The organism is [Borrelia] finlandensis (assembly GCF_030438365.2).
Lineage (GTDB): Bacteria > Spirochaetota > Spirochaetia > Borreliales > Borreliaceae > Borreliella > Borreliella finlandensis.
On sequence record NZ_CP124070.1, the window covers coordinates 464,246 to 484,567 of the forward strand.

At 28.4% G+C, this 20,322-nt stretch carries 19 protein-coding genes; 6 read left to right on the forward strand and 13 right to left on the reverse strand.

Annotation, left to right across the window (positions count from 1 at the left end; translation table 11 throughout):
• The first annotated feature begins 1 nt into the window (after position 1).
• Positions 2-1,762, forward strand: a complete 1,761-nt coding sequence (gene aspS, locus QIA19_RS02785) for an aspartate--tRNA ligase (RefSeq protein WP_301365659.1) — start codon at positions 2-4, stop codon at positions 1,760-1,762.
• A 454-nt stretch (positions 1,763-2,216) separates the two neighbouring features.
• On the opposite strand, the gene fbaA is transcribed toward aspS, so the two are convergent.
• The 9 genes from fbaA to dnaA all read right to left on the reverse strand — a co-directional run bounded on the left by fbaA (position 2,217) and on the right by dnaA (position 10,762).
• Positions 2,217-3,296 carry a class II fructose-bisphosphate aldolase gene (gene fbaA, locus QIA19_RS02790; protein WP_008882527.1) on the reverse strand — a complete coding sequence of 360 codons (1,080 nt, stop codon included), beginning with the start codon at positions 3,294-3,296 and terminating at the stop codon, positions 2,217-2,219.
• 166 nt (positions 3,297-3,462) lie between these two features.
• Positions 3,463-4,530, reverse strand: coding sequence for an NAD-dependent epimerase (locus QIA19_RS02795; protein ID WP_008882639.1), 1,068 nt, complete (start codon positions 4,528-4,530; stop codon positions 3,463-3,465).
• Between the two features lie 45 nt (positions 4,531-4,575).
• Complete coding sequence (gene jag, locus QIA19_RS02800) at positions 4,576-5,304, reverse strand: RNA-binding cell elongation regulator Jag/EloR (RefSeq protein ID WP_002557035.1); 729 nt, start codon at positions 5,302-5,304, stop codon at positions 4,576-4,578.
• Between the two features lie 12 nt (positions 5,305-5,316).
• On the reverse strand, positions 5,317-6,951 hold the full coding sequence (yidC, locus tag QIA19_RS02805; protein WP_301365663.1) for a membrane protein insertase YidC: 1,635 nt from the start codon (positions 6,949-6,951) through the stop codon (positions 5,317-5,319).
• Positions 6,938-7,297 carry a ribonuclease P protein component gene (rnpA, locus tag QIA19_RS02810; protein WP_301365665.1) on the reverse strand — a complete coding sequence of 120 codons (360 nt, stop codon included), beginning with the start codon at positions 7,295-7,297 and terminating at the stop codon, positions 6,938-6,940. Before rnpA ends, yidC begins: the two co-directional genes overlap by 14 nt.
• Complete coding sequence (rpmH, locus tag QIA19_RS02815; protein WP_002557032.1) at positions 7,278-7,433, reverse strand: 50S ribosomal protein L34; 156 nt, start codon at positions 7,431-7,433, stop codon at positions 7,278-7,280. Before rpmH ends, rnpA begins: the two co-directional genes overlap by 20 nt.
• A gap of 91 nt (positions 7,434-7,524) precedes the next feature.
• Positions 7,525-7,824, reverse strand: a complete 300-nt coding sequence (locus QIA19_RS02820; protein ID WP_301365668.1) for a DciA family protein — start codon at positions 7,822-7,824, stop codon at positions 7,525-7,527.
• A 90-nt stretch (positions 7,825-7,914) separates the two neighbouring features.
• A complete protein-coding gene (gene dnaN, locus QIA19_RS02825; protein ID WP_301365671.1) occupies positions 7,915-9,072 on the reverse strand; it encodes a DNA polymerase III subunit beta in 1,158 nt (385 codons plus the stop codon).
• Positions 9,073-9,304: 232 nt separating this feature from the next.
• On the reverse strand, positions 9,305-10,762 hold the full coding sequence (gene dnaA / locus QIA19_RS02830; RefSeq protein WP_301365673.1) for a chromosomal replication initiator protein DnaA: 1,458 nt from the start codon (positions 10,760-10,762) through the stop codon (positions 9,305-9,307).
• A 187-nt stretch (positions 10,763-10,949) separates the two neighbouring features.
• Between dnaA and gyrB the strand changes: the two genes are divergently transcribed.
• The 3 genes from gyrB (at position 10,950) to QIA19_RS02845 (ending at position 16,198) form a co-directional block, all read left to right on the forward strand.
• Positions 10,950-12,854: a DNA topoisomerase (ATP-hydrolyzing) subunit B gene (gene gyrB / locus QIA19_RS02835; RefSeq protein ID WP_301366230.1), complete on the forward strand. Its 1,905-nt coding sequence runs from the start codon at positions 10,950-10,952 to the stop codon at positions 12,852-12,854.
• Between the two features lie 11 nt (positions 12,855-12,865).
• A complete protein-coding gene (gyrA, locus tag QIA19_RS02840; protein WP_301365675.1) occupies positions 12,866-15,298 on the forward strand; it encodes a DNA topoisomerase (ATP-hydrolyzing) subunit A in 2,433 nt (810 codons plus the stop codon).
• Positions 15,299-15,415: 117 nt separating this feature from the next.
• Complete coding sequence (locus tag QIA19_RS02845; protein ID WP_301365677.1) at positions 15,416-16,198, forward strand: ParB/RepB/Spo0J family partition protein; 783 nt, start codon at positions 15,416-15,418, stop codon at positions 16,196-16,198.
• A 177-nt stretch (positions 16,199-16,375) separates the two neighbouring features.
• On the opposite strand, the gene QIA19_RS02850 is transcribed toward QIA19_RS02845, so the two are convergent.
• The 3 genes from QIA19_RS02850 to QIA19_RS02860 all read right to left on the reverse strand — a co-directional run bounded on the left by QIA19_RS02850 (position 16,376) and on the right by QIA19_RS02860 (position 18,559).
• The gene (locus QIA19_RS02850; protein ID WP_301365679.1) at positions 16,376-17,089 is read right to left on the reverse strand and encodes a hypothetical protein; all 714 of its coding nucleotides are present in this window, start codon (positions 17,087-17,089) and stop codon (positions 16,376-16,378) included.
• A gap of 2 nt (positions 17,090-17,091) precedes the next feature.
• Complete coding sequence (locus QIA19_RS02855; RefSeq protein WP_301365681.1) at positions 17,092-17,844, reverse strand: ParA family protein; 753 nt, start codon at positions 17,842-17,844, stop codon at positions 17,092-17,094.
• A 133-nt stretch (positions 17,845-17,977) separates the two neighbouring features.
• Positions 17,978-18,559, reverse strand: a complete 582-nt coding sequence (locus tag QIA19_RS02860) for a YigZ family protein (protein ID WP_301365683.1) — start codon at positions 18,557-18,559, stop codon at positions 17,978-17,980.
• Between the two features lie 113 nt (positions 18,560-18,672).
• Between QIA19_RS02860 and QIA19_RS02865 the strand changes: the two genes are divergently transcribed.
• The gene (locus QIA19_RS02865; protein ID WP_002557021.1) at positions 18,673-19,062 is read left to right on the forward strand and encodes a DUF1893 domain-containing protein; all 390 of its coding nucleotides are present in this window, start codon (positions 18,673-18,675) and stop codon (positions 19,060-19,062) included.
• Between the two features lie 29 nt (positions 19,063-19,091).
• Here QIA19_RS02865 and QIA19_RS02870 read toward each other — a convergent pair whose 3' ends face one another.
• Positions 19,092-19,409, reverse strand: a complete 318-nt coding sequence (locus tag QIA19_RS02870) for a hypothetical protein (RefSeq protein ID WP_301365685.1) — start codon at positions 19,407-19,409, stop codon at positions 19,092-19,094.
• 211 nt (positions 19,410-19,620) lie between these two features.
• Here QIA19_RS02870 and rsmI point away from each other — a divergent pair, with 211 nt between their 5' ends.
• A complete protein-coding gene (gene rsmI / locus QIA19_RS02875) occupies positions 19,621-20,295 on the forward strand; it encodes a 16S rRNA (cytidine(1402)-2'-O)-methyltransferase (protein ID WP_418905143.1) in 675 nt (224 codons plus the stop codon).
• The last annotated feature ends 27 nt before the right edge of the window (positions 20,296-20,322 follow it).

Consider the following 20,322-nt stretch of genomic DNA (forward strand, 5'->3'; position numbering starts at 1 on the left):
TATGTTTAAAGTTATCAAATGTAATGAATTGAATGAAAAATTGATAGACAAAAAAGTTGAAATAAATGCTTGGGTAAAAAAAATTAGACACCACGGAAAATTTATCTTTCTAAACATAAGAGACAGATATGAAAAAGCTCAAGTTCTGGTAAATGAAGAAAAGCTTCTAAAGATCGCAGAAAAAATAAAACTTGAATATTGCATTAAAATTCAAGGACTGTTGATCAAAAGACCCCCTAACATGATAAATGCAAATATGAAAACGGGACATTTTGAAATATTGGCAAAAAACATTGAAATTATCTCAAAGTGCAATGAATTGCCATTTATGATAGAAGATAACAATAATGCAAGTGAAAACTCAAAACTCGAATACAGATACTTAGATTTAAGAAGAGATTCCTTGAAAAATAAAATTATTTTAAGATGTCAGGCTACTCATCTTATTAGAAATTTTTTAATAAAAAGAAAATTTTTAGAGCTAGAAACTCCAACTTTTGTAAAATCAACACCAGAAGGTGCAAGAGATTTTGTAGTCCCATCAAGGATTCACAAAGGATCTTTTTATGCACTACCTCAATCTCCACAACTTTACAAACAACTCATAATGATAGCAGGATTTGACAAATACTTTCAAATAGCCCGCTGCTATAGGGACGAAGATTCAAGAGGAGACAGGCAACCAGAGTTCACCCAGCTAGATCTTGAAATGAGCTTTGTCAAAAAAGAAAATATTTTTAAATTAATAGAAAATATGCTTTTTTTAATATTCAAAAATTGCATCAATATTAACTTACCTAAAAAATTCAAAAAAATAACATACAAAAAGGCAATGAACAAATATGGAAGCGACAAACCAGATACTAGATTTGAACTTGAATTACAAGATATAAGTCGCAATCTAAAAAATTCAGAATTTAATATATTCAAAGATACTCTAAAAAACAAAGGTTCAATTAAAATTTTAATAGTAAAAGACAAAGCTGACAAGTTTTCAAGAGCAAAAATAAACAATTTAGAAGGAATTGCAAAGCTTTACAAAGCACAAGGGCTTTATTTTACAAAAATTGAAAACAATAAATTTTCCGGAGGAATTGCAAAATTTTTAAAAACAGAAGAACAGGAATTAATAAAAACCTATTCCTTAGAAAATAATGACATAATTTTCTTCACAGCTAATAATAACTGGGAAACTGCATGTAAAGCAATGGGTCAAATTAGAATAAAAATTGCAAATGATCTTGGACTAATAGATGAAAATAAATTTGAATTTCTATGGGTCTACGATTTTCCACTATTTGAATATGATGAAAATACAAAAACCTATTCACCAGCTCATCACATGTTCTCGCTTCCCAAAAAGCAATATATTGCTAATTTAGAAAAAAATCCAAAAAAAACTATAGGTGAAATTTACGATCTTGTTTTAAATGGTGTAGAACTTGGCTCGGGTTCAATTAGAATACATAAAAAAGAAATTCAACAAAGAATTTTCAACATAATAGGATTTCAAAAAGAAAAATCAGAAGATAGATTTGGATTTTTTCTAAAAGCATTAGAATATGGGGCTCCTAATCATGGTGGCATTGCTATTGGCATTGATAGACTAATAATGCTAATGACAAAATCAACTTCAATAAAAGATGTAATACTGTTTCCTAAGAATTCTTTTGCAGCAAGCCCTCTTGATAATTCCCCCTCTAAAATCTCAAATGAACAACTCAAAGAACTGGGAATCAATATTGTTGATGGAGATATTTAATCCATAATGCAATCTCTAACTATGTACCTTTAAAATTATAAAAATCAGCTAACCCACATTCCTTGGAATTTTTCAAGATAATGCTATTCTTTCAAGAAATTAAGTCTCAAATCTCAAGGTTTAATTTTTCAAAAACAAAAAACACTATAAAAACGCATAAAATCAATCTAAAACAAAATGCTTTTTAAAATTTTAAAAAAAAATCTTATTAATTAATTACTTCTTCAATCAAAACAGCCTCATAAACACAGAATGTAATAATAATTTTAAAAAAAAATTAATCTATTATTCGGGTTTTGAAAAAATAAACAAAAATAACAAAAAAAGATACCCAATAAATAGTAAAAAAAATATATCAAACAATCAATAATTTTATAAATATCTAAAATATAATTAGAATAATAAAAAAGCCGCTCAAAAAGCAGCTTGCAAATAAAAATTAGTGAATTTTTATTTAATTCCTATTAATATTATTAAGGTTTTTGCATGCAATCTTCACACGGTCTTTCATAGAAACCTCAGCTTCTCTTAACCAAACTCTTGGATCATAAAATTTCTTATTTGGAATATCAATATCCTTGCCATCTCCTAATTGACCTTGTAAACGACTTTCATTTTTTTTGTAATAATTTAAAACACCCTCCCAGGCAGCCCACTGTGTGTCTGTATCAATATTCATCTTTACAACGCCATAAGAAAGTGCCTCATTAATCTCATCAATTGTAGATCCAGACCCCCCATGAAAAACATAAGAAACTGGCTTAGCAATATTTACTCCTGTTTTCGATATGACATAATCTTGACCATCTTTTAAAACTTTTGGAGTAAGCTTAACATTCCCCGGTTTATATACTCCATGAACATTTCCAAAAGCTGCTGCAATCTGAAAATTTGGGCTAACTTTTAAAAGTTCTGAATATCCATAATAAATATCCTCAGGAGTAGAAAATAGTTCATGCAAAGCTCTATCTGAATTGTCAACTCCATCCTCTTCCCCGCCCGTAATTCCAAGCTCTATTTCCAAAAACATTTCAATTTTTGCCATTCTTTCTAAGAATTTTTTAGAAATTTCAATATTTTCTTTAATAGGTTCTTCTGATAAATCTAACATATGTGAAGAAAATAATGGTTTTTTGTGCTGACTATAGTATTTCTCTCCATATTCTAAAAGGCCTTCAACCCAAGGGAGCAAATTTTTAGCACAGTGATCAGTATGAAGAACAACAGGAACACCATAATGCTCTGCCATTAAATGAACATGCATAGCACCAGAAATAGCTCCAACTATTGAAACTCCTTGTGGTTTTTCCATCTTTAATCCTTTTCCAGAAATAAAAGCAGAGCCACTATTAGAAAATTGTATCATAATAGGAGAATTAATTTCTTTTGCTGCCTCCAAAACTGCATTAATAGAATTCGTTCCTATACAATTAATAGAAGGAATAGCAAATCCTTCCTTTTTACATATTTCATATAAAAAATGCAGTTCCTTCCCATAAACTACACCTGGTTTAATCTTATCTAAAACACCCATTTATATCACTCCTTTCCATTTTATTTTTTCTTTTATCAAATGCCTATAATAAATTATACACCTAAGAAGTTGAATTGAATTTAAATCAAAAAATAAATAATTATTAAATCAAACCCAAACATAAAATTTATTAAAAATTTATTATTTTGCATAAAAAAGTTTAAAATCAAGCCTTCTTGGTAGACTCTAACATTTTATACCACTGTGAAAATTCTTTTATTCCTTCTTGAATAGAAACTTTAGCCTCATACCCAACATCATTTTTAAGCTTTAAAATATCACAACAACTTTCCACAACATCTGCTTTTTGCATAGGCATATAATTTTTTAAGGCCTTTTTATCAAAATTTGCTTCAAGCTCACTAATAAAATCTAGCAGCTTAGTTGCGTGTCCGGTTCCTATATTATATATTCTGTAAGGAAAAGAAGAAGTTGACGAATTTGGATTTTTAACGTCAAAATTACAATCACTCTTAGCCGGATTTTTCAAAACCTTGTAAACACCGTCTGCAATGTCACTCACATATGTAAAATCTCTAGCCATATTCCCATTATTAAAAATATTAATAGCCTTGCCATTTTTAATTCCATCTGAAAATAAATATAAAGCCATATCGGGTCTTCCATAAGTCCCATAAACTGTGAAAAATCTAAGCCCTGTTGTGGGAATATTAAAAGATGCACTATAAGCATGCGCCATCATCTCATTAGATTTTTTGCTAGCTGCATATAAATTTAAAGGGTGATCCGTAATAGAATCTTCACTAGACGGCATATTTTCATTTATGCCATAAACCGATGAAGTTGAAGCATAAACAAAATGCTCGATGTTTTCTTTATAAACTCTACATACATCTAAAACATTAAAAAACCCAACAATATTTATTGAAACATAGCTATCAGGATTTTCAAGACTATCTCTAATGCCCGCTTGAGCAGCCAAATGGCAAACATGTGTAAACTTATGATCTTTAAAAAGTTCTAGCAGTTTATCCTTATTTAGGATATCAAGATAAGCAAAAGATAAATTATTATATTTTTCACTCTTAATGATCTTATGCGTTTTAACATCCTTAGAACAAAGCCCTAAAGCTTCTAATCTTTCATGCTTAAATTTGAGTTCATAATAATTATTTAATACGTCTATTCCCAAAACTTCATGACCTTTTTCTACAAGCTTTTTAGCTACATGAAATCCAATAAACCCTGCAATTCCGGTTAAAAAAATCTTCATACTATTATTCCTCTTTAAAATTCAATACAAAGCAAGCCCATTAATCTATTTTTTAAAACCAATATCTCTTTTCTGATAACCACGGGAATTGTTGATACCATACCTATTATTTCTAACATAAGAGACTCTTATTCTTTTTATATTTCCATCTCCCTCACTTTCAGTTTTTATGTCACTATAACGATTTAAAGTTGTATGAACAATCCTTCTTTCAAAAGGATTCATTGACGGCAACAAAATAGAGCGCCTGGTTCTTTTGACTTTATGAAAAGAATTTATTGCTAAATTAATAAACCTAGATTTAAACCGTTCTCTATAATCTCCAATATCCAATATAACCCTATTAAAAGCACCATTTTCACCAATAAGCTTAGAAGCATAAACATTTGTTAAAAGCTGCAAAGAATCTAAATTTTTACCCTCTCGTCCAATCAAAATATTTGGACTATCTGTTTCAATAGAAATCTTAACATATCCCCCTTCTTTGGGTTCTATTGTCAAATGTACAGAATATCCCATTTTAATTAGCATTTCTTTTACAAATTCTAAAATTTTATCACAAATTTCATCACCAATTTTAATTTCAAAACCGTCTTTTTTAACCTCCTTTACATGAGGAGAAACCCTTATTTTAATCATTTCTTTCTTAAATAAAAATCCAACCCTTTCTTTATCTAAAATTTCTACATCAAACTCGCCTTCTTTTAATTCTAGATCTCTCATTGCTTTCTTTATTGCTTCTTGTTCGGTTTTTCCATAAAATTCATAGCTCATATTATTCCCCCTTTAAGACAAATGCATCTTTATATAGTATTGCTGCAAAATAGTAAAAATATTTGTTGTAATCCAATATATCAAAAGCCCTGATGGCATATTGTAAAGTATGAAAAAAAACATAATAGGCATTCCAAAATATAAAAACTTCTGCTGCGCCCCAAGATTTTTTAAATCCATATTAGAACTAACAATTGTAGATCCCAATTGAGTAAACATCATAATAAAAGGCAAAATTCTAATATCGGTCCAAGAAACAAAATAAAGCTTATATCCAAAATGATATACACTGTCACCGATAGATAAATCATCAATCCATCCCGGAATAAAACTAGCTCCTCTTAATAAAAATAAATTATTTACAAGTGAATAAAGAGCAAAAAATATAGGAAGCTGCAAAATTACAGGAAGACACCCCCCAAGAGGATTAACTCCTTCTTCTTTATAAAGCCTTCCCATCTCTTCATTTAACTTTTTAGGATCATGCTTAAACTTTACTTGAAGCTCTTTCATTCTAGGTTGAAGCTTGGAAAGCTCCGCAGTAGCTCTAAATCCCTTAAATGTCAAAGGAAAGATAAGTATTCTAACAACAATTGTCAAAAAAATAATTGAAAGCCCCCAATTAGGTATAACGTCATAAAAAACTTGCATTACCATTTGCATAGGAACTTGAATCAAATGCCAAAAACTCTTTTCCACTGACATTCCAAAAAAAATATCAAATAAACCAAAGGTATTGTCACCTCTATTGTCAAAAACGTCTAAATATCTATTATCCTTGGGGCCAGCATAAATAAAAAACTCATCGCTAATATTTTTTTTATTTCTAACATTATTAATAATAAACGATTTAAGAATTCCTCTTTCCTTCTTAAATTCAACCTCCATATTTTCTTTGGAAACTAAAACCCCAAAATACTTAGTACTAGAACCAATCCATCTGGGATTGTTAATTCTTAGACCATCTTTACCATATTTAAGCTTATTATCATAATAAATTATTTGAGACAAATAATTGTTATATTGTAGCTTTGCTTTATCACTCAACCTTTCAATCTCAGAACTAAAAATAATTTCATAAGAATCAATATCAAATAAGTCATAATCCTCAAGACCATTTACAATAACTTTGAATTTCATCAAGTACTCATCTTTTTTCGAAAATGTATACTTCTTCACATATTCATAAGTTTTACCATTATTTTTAAAATAAGCTTTAAATTCATGATTAAAATCATCTATCTTTTTATACAAAAACAAATCATCTACAAAATAGTCAAAACTAACGTCAAAAAAAGTTTCATTTTTTCGATCAATATTAATCAAATCTGTAGGATTTTTTTCCAAATTTAAATGATTTTTAAGCTTTAATGAAACCAAATTTCCTTTAAATGTAGAAAAAGTAGCAACATATATCCCTGTTTCTACAATAATATCTTGAGATTTATTAATCAAATTAAAGCTATTACTCTTAACTGAAAACATCTCATTATCATCAAAACTTTTGTTTAAATCAAACTGCACTTCCCTATCAGAAGACCTGGAACTTAAAATGTTTGAAGAAAAAATATCATTAATAAGCATGAAAAGACCTATTAAAAATAAAGACAAATAAACTGTTCTTAAAATTCTTCTACTTTGATTCACCTATGCCCCTTTCACACCTTAAAACCAAACCTTTCATAAGAAATTCAATGCTAAAATAAGTAAAAGTTAACTTGCCGTAAGAAACTACAAAAATAATATCTAAAGTAATCCCTTCTAACAATTCTAATCTTTTTCTAAAAGCTTCTTTAAAAAGTCTTCTAATGCGATTCCTTTTAACAGATCCCCTAAAGCCTTTAGAAAAGGTAACAAGAATTCTAGAATAAGCCAAATGATTTGATTTATAGAACATTTTAAGATTAAGATTGCTAAATCTAATCAGCTTGCCTTCTTTGAAAATTTTTTGAATTTCTATTTTTGATTTTAAACTAATATTTCTTTTTCTCATCAGAAACAGTTAATTTCATTCTTCCTTTTGCCCTTCGCCTTGAAAGAATAAGTCTTCCACCTTTAGTTTTCATTCTAGCTCTAAACCCAAATTTCCTATTTCTTTTAACACGACTGGGTTGATAAGTCCTTTTCAAAACGCTCCTCCATTAAAAACAATTTTATGCTGCCAAACTACAAATTGAACACTACCATGGTATAGCATATAAATGCAATTGTCAATAATAATTACCTTACTAAAACCTTTATATCTATTATTTTAATACCTGTTAATTCTTTTATTGAATTTATTATCTTCGGCTTATTGATTGATATACTATACAAAATACTTGAATTGCTTACTTCAAGAAAAAGGACCTGCTCATTTTTAAAATCTAAAAATTTTACATCATCTGACAAAGCCTCAAAGATCTGATTCCATTTATCAGCAATCAATAATTTCGAACTTATTTTTTTATTAACAAGCAAATTGGAATCTAAATAATCTTTAAGAATATTGCCTATTTTTTTAAAAGCAGAATCATTCATAGCAATTTTTTATACCACAATGCAAAAAACAATATTAAATAGGCCTAGAAAAGCTTATTTTAATATTCAAAATAGCACTGATAACTCACTTTAACCTAAAGACATCGGCATTATCAAGTGTGTAAAATTAAAATTTTCAGGTTCGCTCAATTTCAATACATTGCCTGAATTAAATTGTATTTCTATCTTCGAAGTTTCAAAAACACTAATAGCTTCAACAAAATATAAAATATTAATAGCCATAACCTCATCTGCTCCATCATACAGATAATTCGGATCTTTAATGAAAAATTCACCTTTTCTTCCAGTAATCAAATCTTCTCCAAGAAGTTTTAATTGCAACTCAGAAAAAGTTAAAACTAACTTTCTTGATTTATCAACATATAAATTGACTCTTGCAAGTCTATCTTTTAGAATGCCTAGCGAAACTAAAGATTTATTTTTCTGTTCTTTAGGTATAATGCTCTTATAATCCGGATAATTACCATTAATTAAGCTGCAAGCTATTTTATAATTATCAAATTCAACATAAAATTTTTTATCCGAAAACTTTATTTTAACAACACCTTCTCCTGACATAAGATGTTTTAAGAAATTAAATATTTTTACAGGAACTATAAAATTCACATCTTCTTCAACCATAACTTCTGTTTTACAAATAGACATTCTGTGACCATTAGTAGAAACAAGTAGCAATTTAGAATCTTCATCTTTTGAAAAGTACACACCATTTAATACATTCTTAGATTCGTCAAGATGCGCTGAAAAAGCTATTCTATTTATTACTTTTTTAAAAGATTTTTGTTTTATTTCAATTTCAAAGGTGTAGTCTTCATTAACCATATCATAATTGTAATTTTCTATTTCTTCGTATGAAAAAGTGGGTTCTTTTAAATGATCTTCATATTTCTCTTTCTCGTCTTTTAACTCACCCATAATTTCTAATTTACTATTATTTTCATTAAAAACTATTTTGATTTTCTTATAAAAACTGAACGCTTTTACTGCATCATAAAAATTTGAAGCATTAATCAATACCTTAAAATTTGTTTCTGAAACAATTGAAATTGTGCTTTCAAAAAATATATTTCTGTCTGTTGATTTGATTATGAGATTAGACTTTTTTACCTCTATTAACAATGCACTCCAAATGTCATTCATATTTCTGTTCAATATTATTCCCTTTGCTTTTTCTATCTCATTTATAATTTGATTTGTTTCGCAAATAAAAAATGTGTTATTTAGCATGATGCCTCCTTATATATTCTATTACATTTTGTCTTTGTAAGATTTTGTATTTTTAGTTTTTATAAATATATGTAGTAATAATAGTAATAAGCCCCTGTTTGATTGTTTAATTGTGTGTAATGCAATGCAATGTAATGAAATATCTTGTTAAATTATAGGTTGTTTTTTGTTGTATTTTTGATAAATTATTTGTTTCAATTGTTTAAAAGAATTTTTGATTCTTCAATTAAGTTTAATTTTTTTTTATTTTGTTCATAAGTTCTGTGATTAAATTGTTAATTTCTTTGTCATTGCTTCTGTCCCTATCTATTTTATTTATCGAATAAAGCACCGTTGAATGGGTTTTCCCTCCAATAATTTTTCCAATTTCAACTGTTGATAGCTCTGTAAAATTCCTCAAAAGGTACGCATAAATATGTCTAGCTTTTGTTATTTCTGGTTTTTTACTATGCCCCTCAATATCCTTGTGTGTGATTTTTAGCTCTCTTAAGAGTATTTTTTTTATATTTTCGATATTAATTTTATTGTTTGGCTCATTGGTTGTTTCTTTTTCGTAAATTATTATTTCTTTGATTATTTTTTCAACAATGCCAATGTCAATTTCTATATTGTCTAAATCTATATATGCTTTCAGTTTTGTTACAGCGGCTTCAAGGTCTCTTACATTGGTTGTAACTTTTTGAGCGACCAGATTTAGTATATTTTTAGGGATATTTATACCATCTTCTTCTGCTTTTTTTTCGACAATAGCTGCTCTGAGTTCAAAATTGGGTTTTGATATATCAACATTTAGCCCCCTTGTGAATCTGCTTTTTAATCGATCTGTAAAATTTGTAAGTTCAGAAGGAGAACGGTCACATGTAAATACTAGTTGCTTGTTGTCTTCATAAAGGGCATTAAATGTGTGAAAAAGCTCTTCTTGTATGCCTTCTTTTTTTTGTAAATCGTGGATATCGTCTATAAGTAGCATGTCTAAGTATCTGTATTTTTTTTTAAATTTTTTTGTTTCGTGAGTCTTTATGCTTTCTACAAATTCATTTAAAAAATTTTCAGCAGTAACATATAATATCTTAAGGCCATGATGCAATTCTTCTGTTTTGTTTCCTATGCTTTGAAGCAAATGTGTTTTTCCAAGTCCAACTCCACCATAAATTAAACACGGATTATATTTTTTCCCAGGATTTTTTGAGATTGACAAGCTGGCATTGTATGCAAGTTTATTATTTGGCCCGATGATAAAATTTTCAAATGTATATTTCTTTTTAAGAAAGGGGTTTTTAAAATTTGTGGGCTCTTCTTCTTTTTTGATATACATTTTTATACGATCTTGAATATTTTGAATTGGTTCTTTGGAGAGTGTTTTTTCTTTGAGCTTGTCGAACTTTAGAAAAGTTTCGTTAAAAGCCAGGTTTTTGGTCTCTTGTTTGTTGGAATGAGTTTTAGGTGGTTGATTTGTAAATGCAATGACTATGTTATTGTAGCCATTTTTTATAAGGATTTCTTTTATTTTTTTTGTAAATCTTTTTTCTATTTGATTTTTATGAAATAAATTTGGAGTAGATATTTTAATATTGTCACCTATTGATTCTAAAAAGCACAAATTTTCAAACCAAACATAAAACTCTTCTTCTGATAGTTCTTTTTTTATTTCTGTTAAAATCAGGCTCCATATATTTTTTGATTTTTCCATTTTTTTGTCCTTGTTGGTTTTAGCACTATACTTTTAACATTATATAGTATAATGTTAAATTAGGATTCTATCTAAATTGTTTGTGAATTTTTAAAAGTTTTTGGTATTTTCTATGTAATAGATATTATTTTTTTTTTAATGTAGAATTTACCTGTGTCTAGATTTTGATTAAATGAATGGAAGGTTTATGAATTATGTTGCTAGTAACATTCAAGTCTTAAAAGGACTTGAGGCTGTTAGGAAAAGGCCTGGCATGTATATAGGCTCTGTTTCTGTTAATGGATTGCACCATTTGGTTTATGAGGTGGTTGATAATAGCATTGATGAGGCTTTAGCTGGGTTTTGTGATAGAATAGATGTTATTATAAATTTAGATAATACTATAACTGTAATTGATAATGGGAGAGGTATTCCTACTGATATTCATGAAGAGGAGGGTATTAGCGCCCTTGAACTTGTTTTAACAAAATTACATTCTGGTGGTAAGTTTAATAAAGGCACCTATAAAGTTTCTGGGGGACTTCATGGCGTTGGAATTTCGGTTGTAAATGCTCTGTCTTCGTTTTTAGAGGTTTATATTAATAGGGATGGAAAAATTTTTAGGCAAACTTTTTCAAAAGGTATTCCAACTTCTAAAGTAGAAGTTGTGGGGGAATCTTCTATTACGGGGACCAAGGTTACTTTTTTAGCGGATTCTGAAATTTTTGAAACTTTAGATTATAATTTTGATGTTCTTGAAAAAAGGCTTAAAGAGCTTGCTTTTTTAAACGATAAAATATACATTTCAATTGAAGATAAAAGAATTGGCAAAGAAAAATCTTCAAAATTTTATTTTGAAGGTGGGATAAAATCTTTTGTAGATTACTTAACTAATGACAGTAAAGCCTTTCAATCACAACCTTATTATATTGATGGTTTTATTAATGATGTTATTGTTAATGTGGGGCTTAAATGGACTGAAAGCTATTCTGACAACATTCTTTCTTTTGTTAATAACATTAATACAAGAGAGGGGGGAACCCATGTTGTGGGATTTAGAAGTGGCCTTACTAAGGCCATGAATGAAGCTTTTAAAAATTCAAAAATAAGTAAAAAAGATATTCCAAATCTTACAGGAGATGATTTTAAAGAGGGGCTTACGGCTGTTATTTCTGTAAAAGTTCCAGAACCTCAATTTGAAGGTCAAACAAAGAGTAAACTTGGCAATTCTGAGATAAGAAAAATAGTTGAAGTTGTTGTATATGAACATTTATTGGAAATTATTAATTTAAATCCCTTAGAGATAGACACTATTCTTGGAAAAGCAATAAAAGCTGCTCGTGCTCGTGAAGCTGCAAGAAAAGCAAGAGAATCAGAAAGAAAAAAAAATGCATTTGAAAGCTTGGCATTGCCTGGAAAATTGGCTGATTGTGCTTCTAAAAATCCTTTGGAAAGAGAAATCTATATTGTAGAAGGTGATTCTGCCGGAGGAAGTGCTAAAATGGGTAGAAATAGATTTTTTCAGGCCATTTTGCCATTATGGGGGAAAATGCTTAATGTTGAGAAAACGAGAGAAGATAAGGTGATTACCAATGATAAGCTTATTCCTATAATTGCATCTCTTGGTGCAGGAGTTGGTAAAACTTTTGATATTACAAAACTTCGTTATCACAAGATCATTATTATGGCAGATGCTGATGTTGATGGATCTCATATTAGAACTTTGCTTTTAGCTTTTTTCTTTAGATATATGAGAGATTTAATTGAGAATGGATATATATATATAGCCATGCCTCCTCTTTATAAAATAAAGTATGACAATCGTATTTATTATTTTTATGAAGAGAAAGAAAAAGAAAAATTTTTAGATTCTATTGAAACTAAAAATCGCAATAGTATTTCTCTTCAAAGATATAAGGGGCTTGGGGAGATGAATCCAACGCAGCTTTGGGAAACAACCATGGATCCTGCTAGAAGAAAAATGAGATTGATGAATATAGATGATGCTATTGAAGCTGAAAAAATTTTTGTTACTCTTATGGGAGATTTAGTTGAGCCCAGAAAAGAATTTATTGAACAGAATGCACTTAATGTAATTAATCTTGATGTGTAATTGGAGCGTTAATGGCAGTTGGAGAAAATAAAGAACAAATATTAAATGTTAAGATAGAAGATGAAATAAAAACGTCTTATTTAAATTATGCAATGTCAGTTATTGTTTCCAGAGCTCTTCCAGATGTAAGAGATGGTCTTAAACCAGTTCACAGGAGAATACTTTATTCTATGTATGAGATGGGACTTCGTTCTGATAAGGCTTTTAAAAAAGCTGGTAGAATAGTGGGGGATGTTCTTGGGAAATATCATCCCCATGGAGATCAATCAATTTATGATGCTCTTGTAAGACTTGCTCAGGATTTTTCGCTTAGATATCCCGTAATACGGGGACAGGGAAATTTTGGATCTATTGACGGAGATCCCCCTGCTGCTATGCGATATACTGAAGCTAAAATGGAAAAAATAACTGAATATATTGTTAAGGATATAGAGAAAGAGACTGTTAATTTTAAGTCTAATTATGACGATTCTTTAAGTGAGCCTGAGATTATGCCGTCATCATTTCCATTTCTTTTGGTAAATGGCTCTAGTGGAATTGCTGTTGGAATGGCTACTAATATGGCACCTCATAATTTAAGGGAAATTTGTGATGCCATTGTTTACATGCTAGATAATGAGAATGCTTCTATATTTGATTTGCTTAAAATAGTTAAAGGGCCTGATTTCCCAACTTTTGGAGAGATTGTTTATAATGATAATTTAATTAAAGCATACAAAACCGGCAAGGGAAGTGTTGTTATTAGGGCAAGATATCATATTGAAGAAAGAGCAGAAGATAGAAATGCTATAATTGTTACAGAAATACCTTATACGGTAAATAAATCTGCACTTCTTATGAAAGTTGCGCTTTTAGCAAAAGAAGAAAAGCTAGAAGGACTTTTAGACATAAGAGATGAATCTGATCGAGAAGGTATTAGGATAGTTCTTGAAGTTAAAAGAGGATTTGATCCTCATGTTATTATGAATTTGCTTTATGAATATACTGAATTTAAAAAGCATTTTAGTATAAATAATTTAGCCCTTGTTAATGGTATTCCCAAACAGTTAAATTTGGAAGAATTATTATTTGAATTTATTGAGCATAGAAAAAATATTATCGAAAGACGTATTGAATTTGACTTAAGAAAGGCAAAAGAGAAAGCACATGTTCTTGAGGGATTAAATATTGCTTTAAATAATATAGATGAGGTTATTAAGATTATTAAATCATCTAAATTAGCAAAAGATGCAAAGGAGAGACTTGTTTCAAATTTTGGTCTTTCAGAGATTCAGGCCAATTCAGTTCTTGATATGAGGTTACAAAAACTTACAGCCCTTGAGATTTTTAAGCTTGAAGAGGAGCTTAATGTACTGTTAAGCTTAATAAAAGATTATGAAGATATTCTCTTGAATCCAGTAAGGATTATTAATATTATAAGAGAAGAAACTATTAATTTAGGTTTGAAATTTGGCGATGAACGTCGAACTAAAATAATTTATGATGAGGAGGTTTTAAAAACTAGTATGTCGGATTTAATGCAAAAAGAAAATATTGTTGTTATGCTTACAAAGAAAGGTTTTCTTAAAAGACTTTCACAAAATGAGTATAAATTGCAAGGTACGGGAGGAAAAGGTCTCAGTTCGTTTGATCTAAATGATGGGGATGAGGTTGTTATTGCTTTGTGTGTCAATACCCATGATTATTTATTTATGATTTCAAATGAAGGAAAGCTTTATTTAATCAATGCTTATGAAATAAAAGATTCTTCAAGAGCTTCAAAAGGCCAAAATATTAGTGAGCTTATTAATTTAGGAGATCAAGAAGAAATATTAACTATTAAGAATAGTAATGATTTAACCGATGATGCTTATTTGCTGCTTACAACTGCAAGTGGAAAGATAGCTAGATTCGAATCTAAAGATTTTAAAGCAGTAAAGTCACGAGGTGTTATTGTTATTAAACTGAATGATAAAGATTTTGTTACAAGTGCAGAGATTGTTTTTAAGGATGAAAAAGTAATTTGTCTTTCTAAAAAGGGTAGTGCATTTATATTTAATTCAAAGGATGTTAGGCTTACTAATAGAGGTACCCAAGGTGTTTGTGGCATGAAATTAAAAGAAGGTGATTTATTTGTTAAAGCTTTAGCGGTTAGAGAAAATCCTTATCTTTTGATTGTTTCTGAGAATGGGTATGGAAAAAGGTTGAGCATGGCTAAAATATCTGAGCTTAAGAGAGGAGCCACTGGTTATACTAGTTATAAAAAATCTGATAAAAAAGCGGGTAGTGTTGTTGATGCTATAGCAGTTTCAGAGGATGATGAAATCTTGCTTGTAAGTAAACGTTCAAAAGTTTTAAGAACAATGGCTGGAAAAGTATCTGAACAAGGCAAAGATGCTAGAGGAATTCAAGTATTATTTCTTGATAATGACAGCTTGGTTTCTGTTTCAAAATTTATTAAATAAAGAATTGGTTTTTCTTATTTAAGAATGTTCCACGTGGAACATTCTTTTTTTTATTCTTAAATTGTAATTCAATATTATAACCTGGTAAAATTTTGTGTTGTAGGAGGTTCTGATAATATGGATGGAGTTTTTAAAATGATAGATATTCATCTTTTAGATATTGATAATGAACAGCCAAGGAAATCTGTTAGTCTTGTTGAATTAGAAGAACTAAGCATTTCTATAAAAGAAAATGGAATTTTGCAACCTTTAATTGTTTGCAAAGCAAATGACAGATATAAAATAATAGTAGGAGAAAGAAGGTTTAGGGCTGCTAAACTTATTCAGATGACAAATATTCCTGTCATCGAGGTTGACATGAAAGAATCCTGTAGAGATTTTATGCCTTTAGTTGAAAATATTCAAAGAGAAAATTTTACTCCTGTTGAAGAGGCTTATGCCTATAAAAATGTAATGAATAAATATTCGTTAACTCAAAAGGATTTATCTGAAAAAATTGGCAAAAGTAGGGTCTATATTTCAAATTTAGTTAGAATTTTAGATCTTGAGCAAGAAATATTAAATGCAGTACATAGAAAAGAAATTTCTTTTGGGCATGCTAAAGTTATTTTATCCTTAAAAGACAGGCAAGACAGGTATAATCTTTATTTAATGATACTTAAAAAAAAATTTTCTGTAAGGGATGCAGAAAAATATGTTAAAAATTTTTCCAAATCCATAGTAAAAAAAAGAGAGCTGGAACAAGATCCTTTTTTAAACAATATAAAAGAATTTTTATTTGATAAAATCCAAACAAAAATAGATATTAAGGGAAATCAAAATAAAGGCAAAATAGAGATAGAGTATTTTACTTCAGGCGATTTAAGAAGGATTGTTTCCTTTTTTGGTCATAGTAGCTAAATTGTTTTTATAATTTAAAGATTGTAAAATATCTTTTCTTAATTTTATGAGCATTTTTATTTCTAGGTATTTGTCACAATATTTTTTAAGCTTATTTTAAAATTGTTTAGTTTCTATAAAGAAATATTGGGTTTTAAAAAAGGGCAAAGTTTATATTTTGTTATTTATAGTTAAATATTAAATAGAATTATTTTTAATATATTTTATTTTTTTCTTTATTTCCAAAATAGAATTAAAAAATAATTTTAAGTTTTCTTGTCTTAATTTGTTAAATTCGATATTTTTAAATTCTTTTATATTTTTTAATATAAAATCTAATACTTCTTTTATGTCGTTTTCATATTTTTCGTTTTTCTTAAGTAATGATTTGCGTGCATCTTTTAAATCAAAACTTTTTTTATAAACAATTTTAAATTCTTTTAAAGAATTTATTTTGCCATTTAGAACCTCGGTTTTTAAAATAGGGGGACAAGATTTTTTAGATATTTCATATGATAATGATAAAGGTAATTTTTCTATAGTGAGCTGCTTGTCGGAATTTTCGACAAGCAGATTGTATCTTGATATTAAAGCGTAAACCTTGTCTTTTTTAAATCCCATGCTTTTGAACCACTGATAAAAAAGCCCGTTATATTGATTGTTTCCTTTTAATTTGTCTTGTGCGTCTTTAAGTATCTTTCCAATTTTTGTATAAGTGTTGTTGAAAATATTGAAAATTTCATATTGTTTTTTTTTTAAAAAATCAGAAATATCTTTATCTAGCTTATTGTAGTCAAAGTTTGTTCTTTCAATCGAAATAATTTCTTTTTTTTCAGTATTTTCTGAATTGTTGGAAGATGTTTCTAATTTTTTACCCATTAGAAACATTAAAGTTTCTAAATTGTCAGACATAGTTATTCCTTAATTTTGTTTATTATCTCTTTTGAGAGCTCTAAAAAATCTCTTGCAGCATTGCTTTCTTTGTCATATTCATATACAGGCATTTTTGCTTCTTGAGATTTTGAAATAGTTATATTTTTCCTTATTTTTGTATTTAAAAGTTTTTCTTTAAAAACTTTTTTTAGCGAGCTTATATATTTTTCTTTACTTTTGTTCCTTATGTCGTATTTATTTATAAAAACACCTGCAATCTCTAGATTTTTATTTATTTGCTTTACAGTATTTATTGTATCTATTAGTTGATTTATGCCTTCAAATGCAAAAAATTCCGTTTCAATTGGTATTAATAAGTAATTGCTTGCAATAAGGGCATTTATAGTTAATATTGAAAGTGTGGGGGGGCAGTCGATAATAATAAAATCATATTTGTCTTTTTCATACAGTGTTAATGCATTTTTTAAAAAATTTTCTCTTGAAAGTTCATTTATTAATTCTTTTTCAAGCAAAGCTAATTTAATACTAGAAGGAATTATGTCTAATCCAAAATGATTTAAAGGTTTGACCTTTATTTTTTTGTTAATAAGTTCATAGCTTGATTTTTCGGCTATATGCTCCGAGGTATTTGTGCCGCTAGTGGAGTTTCCTTGCGAATCAATATCTATTAGAAGAATTTTTTTATTAAGCAGGGTCATTGAATAAGAAATATTAATGGCGCTTGTGGTTTTTCCTACGCCCCCTTTTTGATTGATTACAGATATTATTTTCATATAAATTTTCTCTTTTTATTTGGTTTTGTTTTTATATTTTAAAACATAAATGATAAAAATAATAATATTTTAAATTAGTTTTTAAATATTTGATTATTTGACATACATATTATTCTTTATTAAAATTTAAAATTTATTGAATTAAGCCATTTTCTATAAAAAATTCCGATATTTTTTGTTTATTTTTTGTTTTGAATTTAATTGAAGTGTTTATTTTGTTTGAAAAGTTTGAATCTATTATTTCTATTTCAAGTTTATTTTTCATTTTTAATAATGAATTGTATTGGTTATAAGTTAAATTTAAGCTTAAAATTTCTAATTCTTCTTTTTCCATTGTGGATGTATTATTAATGACTTCTTTGGCAGACTTGTAATATGCTTTGATTAATCCCCCCCTACCAAGTAAAGTGCCTCCAAAATATCGCAATGTGATTATTAAAGTATCAGTTAAATTGTTGTGTATTATGGCATCCAATGTAGGCTTTCCAGCTGTTAAATTGGGCTCTCTATCATCACTCATTCCATTTAGAAATGAGTTTTTATTTCCGATTCTAAATCCATAAACTACATGAGTAGCATTTTTAAATTTTATTTTGTATTTTTTAATAGTTTTATTTATATCGTCTTTTTTTTCAATATTAAAAATATATGAAACAAAGATGGATTTCTTTATTTCAATTTTAGAATTACTATTGTTTTTTGGCACAAATATCATATAACGCAAGTATACCATCTTTTTAGATATTGCAGTATTTATTGTTTATGTATATTATTAATAGTGTTTGTTTTTATTATTGATTTTTATAAATATCCAGAAAAGAGGTAAAAATGATATCAGGCTTGAATCCAACATTAAGGTTGTTTAAAGATCATAAAATACTTTATTCTAATATGGAAAGAGGATTGAAGCCTCTTTTAGAAGTAGATAATTTTATCAATAAGTATATCCAGAATAAAGAAGGACTTGAAATTTATGATAAGGTTGTGGGCAAGGCAGCAGCTGTTATTATTTATAATATAGGGCTTCAAAATGTTCAAGCTGGGGTTGTTTCTCAACCTGCAAAGGATTTTTTAGAAAGTAGGGGAATAAAAGTGGCTTATAAAAAATTGGTAGAAAAAATAAATGACAGGGCAGAAAGCTTGATTGAAAGCTTAGAAAATCCCGAAGAGGTTTATAAGTATATGATTAAAAGAGGTATTATAGTCAATAATTTATAAATTATGAAAATAATTGAGCCATATTTTAGCTAACTATGTGACTTTGAGTAGACAGTGATAATTAGGGCTATGTTGTATATTGATATTATTAAATTTCCCCAATTTAGGTAAAAATTGCTTTTGTCATAGTTAAAGATCCAAATTCCAGCATAAACACCTAAAAATCCTCCTATAGAAGATGTAAACATGATTAAATTGGGTTCAATTGTATGTTGATTAATTTTGCTTTGATTTTTTTTAACATCAGGCTGTTCGGTAAATTTGCTGTCAATAAAAATCATGGCAAAACCTGCAAGAGTAATGCATAGAAAATAGATCACAAATATTTTTCTAATTAATGCAAACATAAATTTTCCCTTTCTTTTAACTTTTTAATCATTAATACTTAATGATATAACTAAATATAATACAAAAGCAAGTATTTTGATAGACATATAAAATATGGCTTATGCCTTATTCTTGTATTTGGTGAGTAAAAGGTTTTAGATTTTTATCATTAAGAAAAATGCTTTTAATATATTTTATTTATTTTTTGTTTTGGAGGAATTAAAAGGAGCTGTGTTATATATTGTTGGTACGCCAATAGGCAATTTAGAAGATATTACCTATAGAGCAATTGATGTTTTAAAATCGGTAAATGTTATCTTTGCGGAAGATACGAGAGTCACTAGCAAACTTTTGTCTCGATATAAAATTAATAAAAAAATGATTTCTTGTAATGCCGTAACAGAAAGCAAAAAGATAAGCTTGCTATTGGATTATTTGGCAAAAGGAAATTCTGTTGCTTTTGTTAGCGATGCTGGTACTCCGGGGCTTAGTGATCCGGGCAGCTTATTAGTTGCTGCTGCCTTTAGAGAGGGATACAAAGTTTGTCCAATTCCTGGAGTAAGTTCTTTTAATGCAATTGTAAGTGTTAATCCTTTTAGAGATAAATCAGTGTTTTTTGAGGGATTTTTGCCTAACAAAGGTCTTAAAAGATTTAAAAGAATTGCTGAGCTATATAAAAGGGGAGATGCTTTTGTTTTGCTTGAATCTGGTCATAGAATTTTGAAATTGCTTGTTGAAATTTCTTCTGTTAGTTTAGATGCAAAGGTTCTTATTGGTCGCGAGATGACAAAAATTTATGAAGAATATCAAATTGGCAAACCTTTAGAATTAAAAAAATATTTTGAATCAAGCAAGGAGAAGGTTAAAGGAGAGTTTACTATTCTAGTCAGCAGAAGTCGTTCATAATAAATGTTTTTTATTTAGATTTTAAAA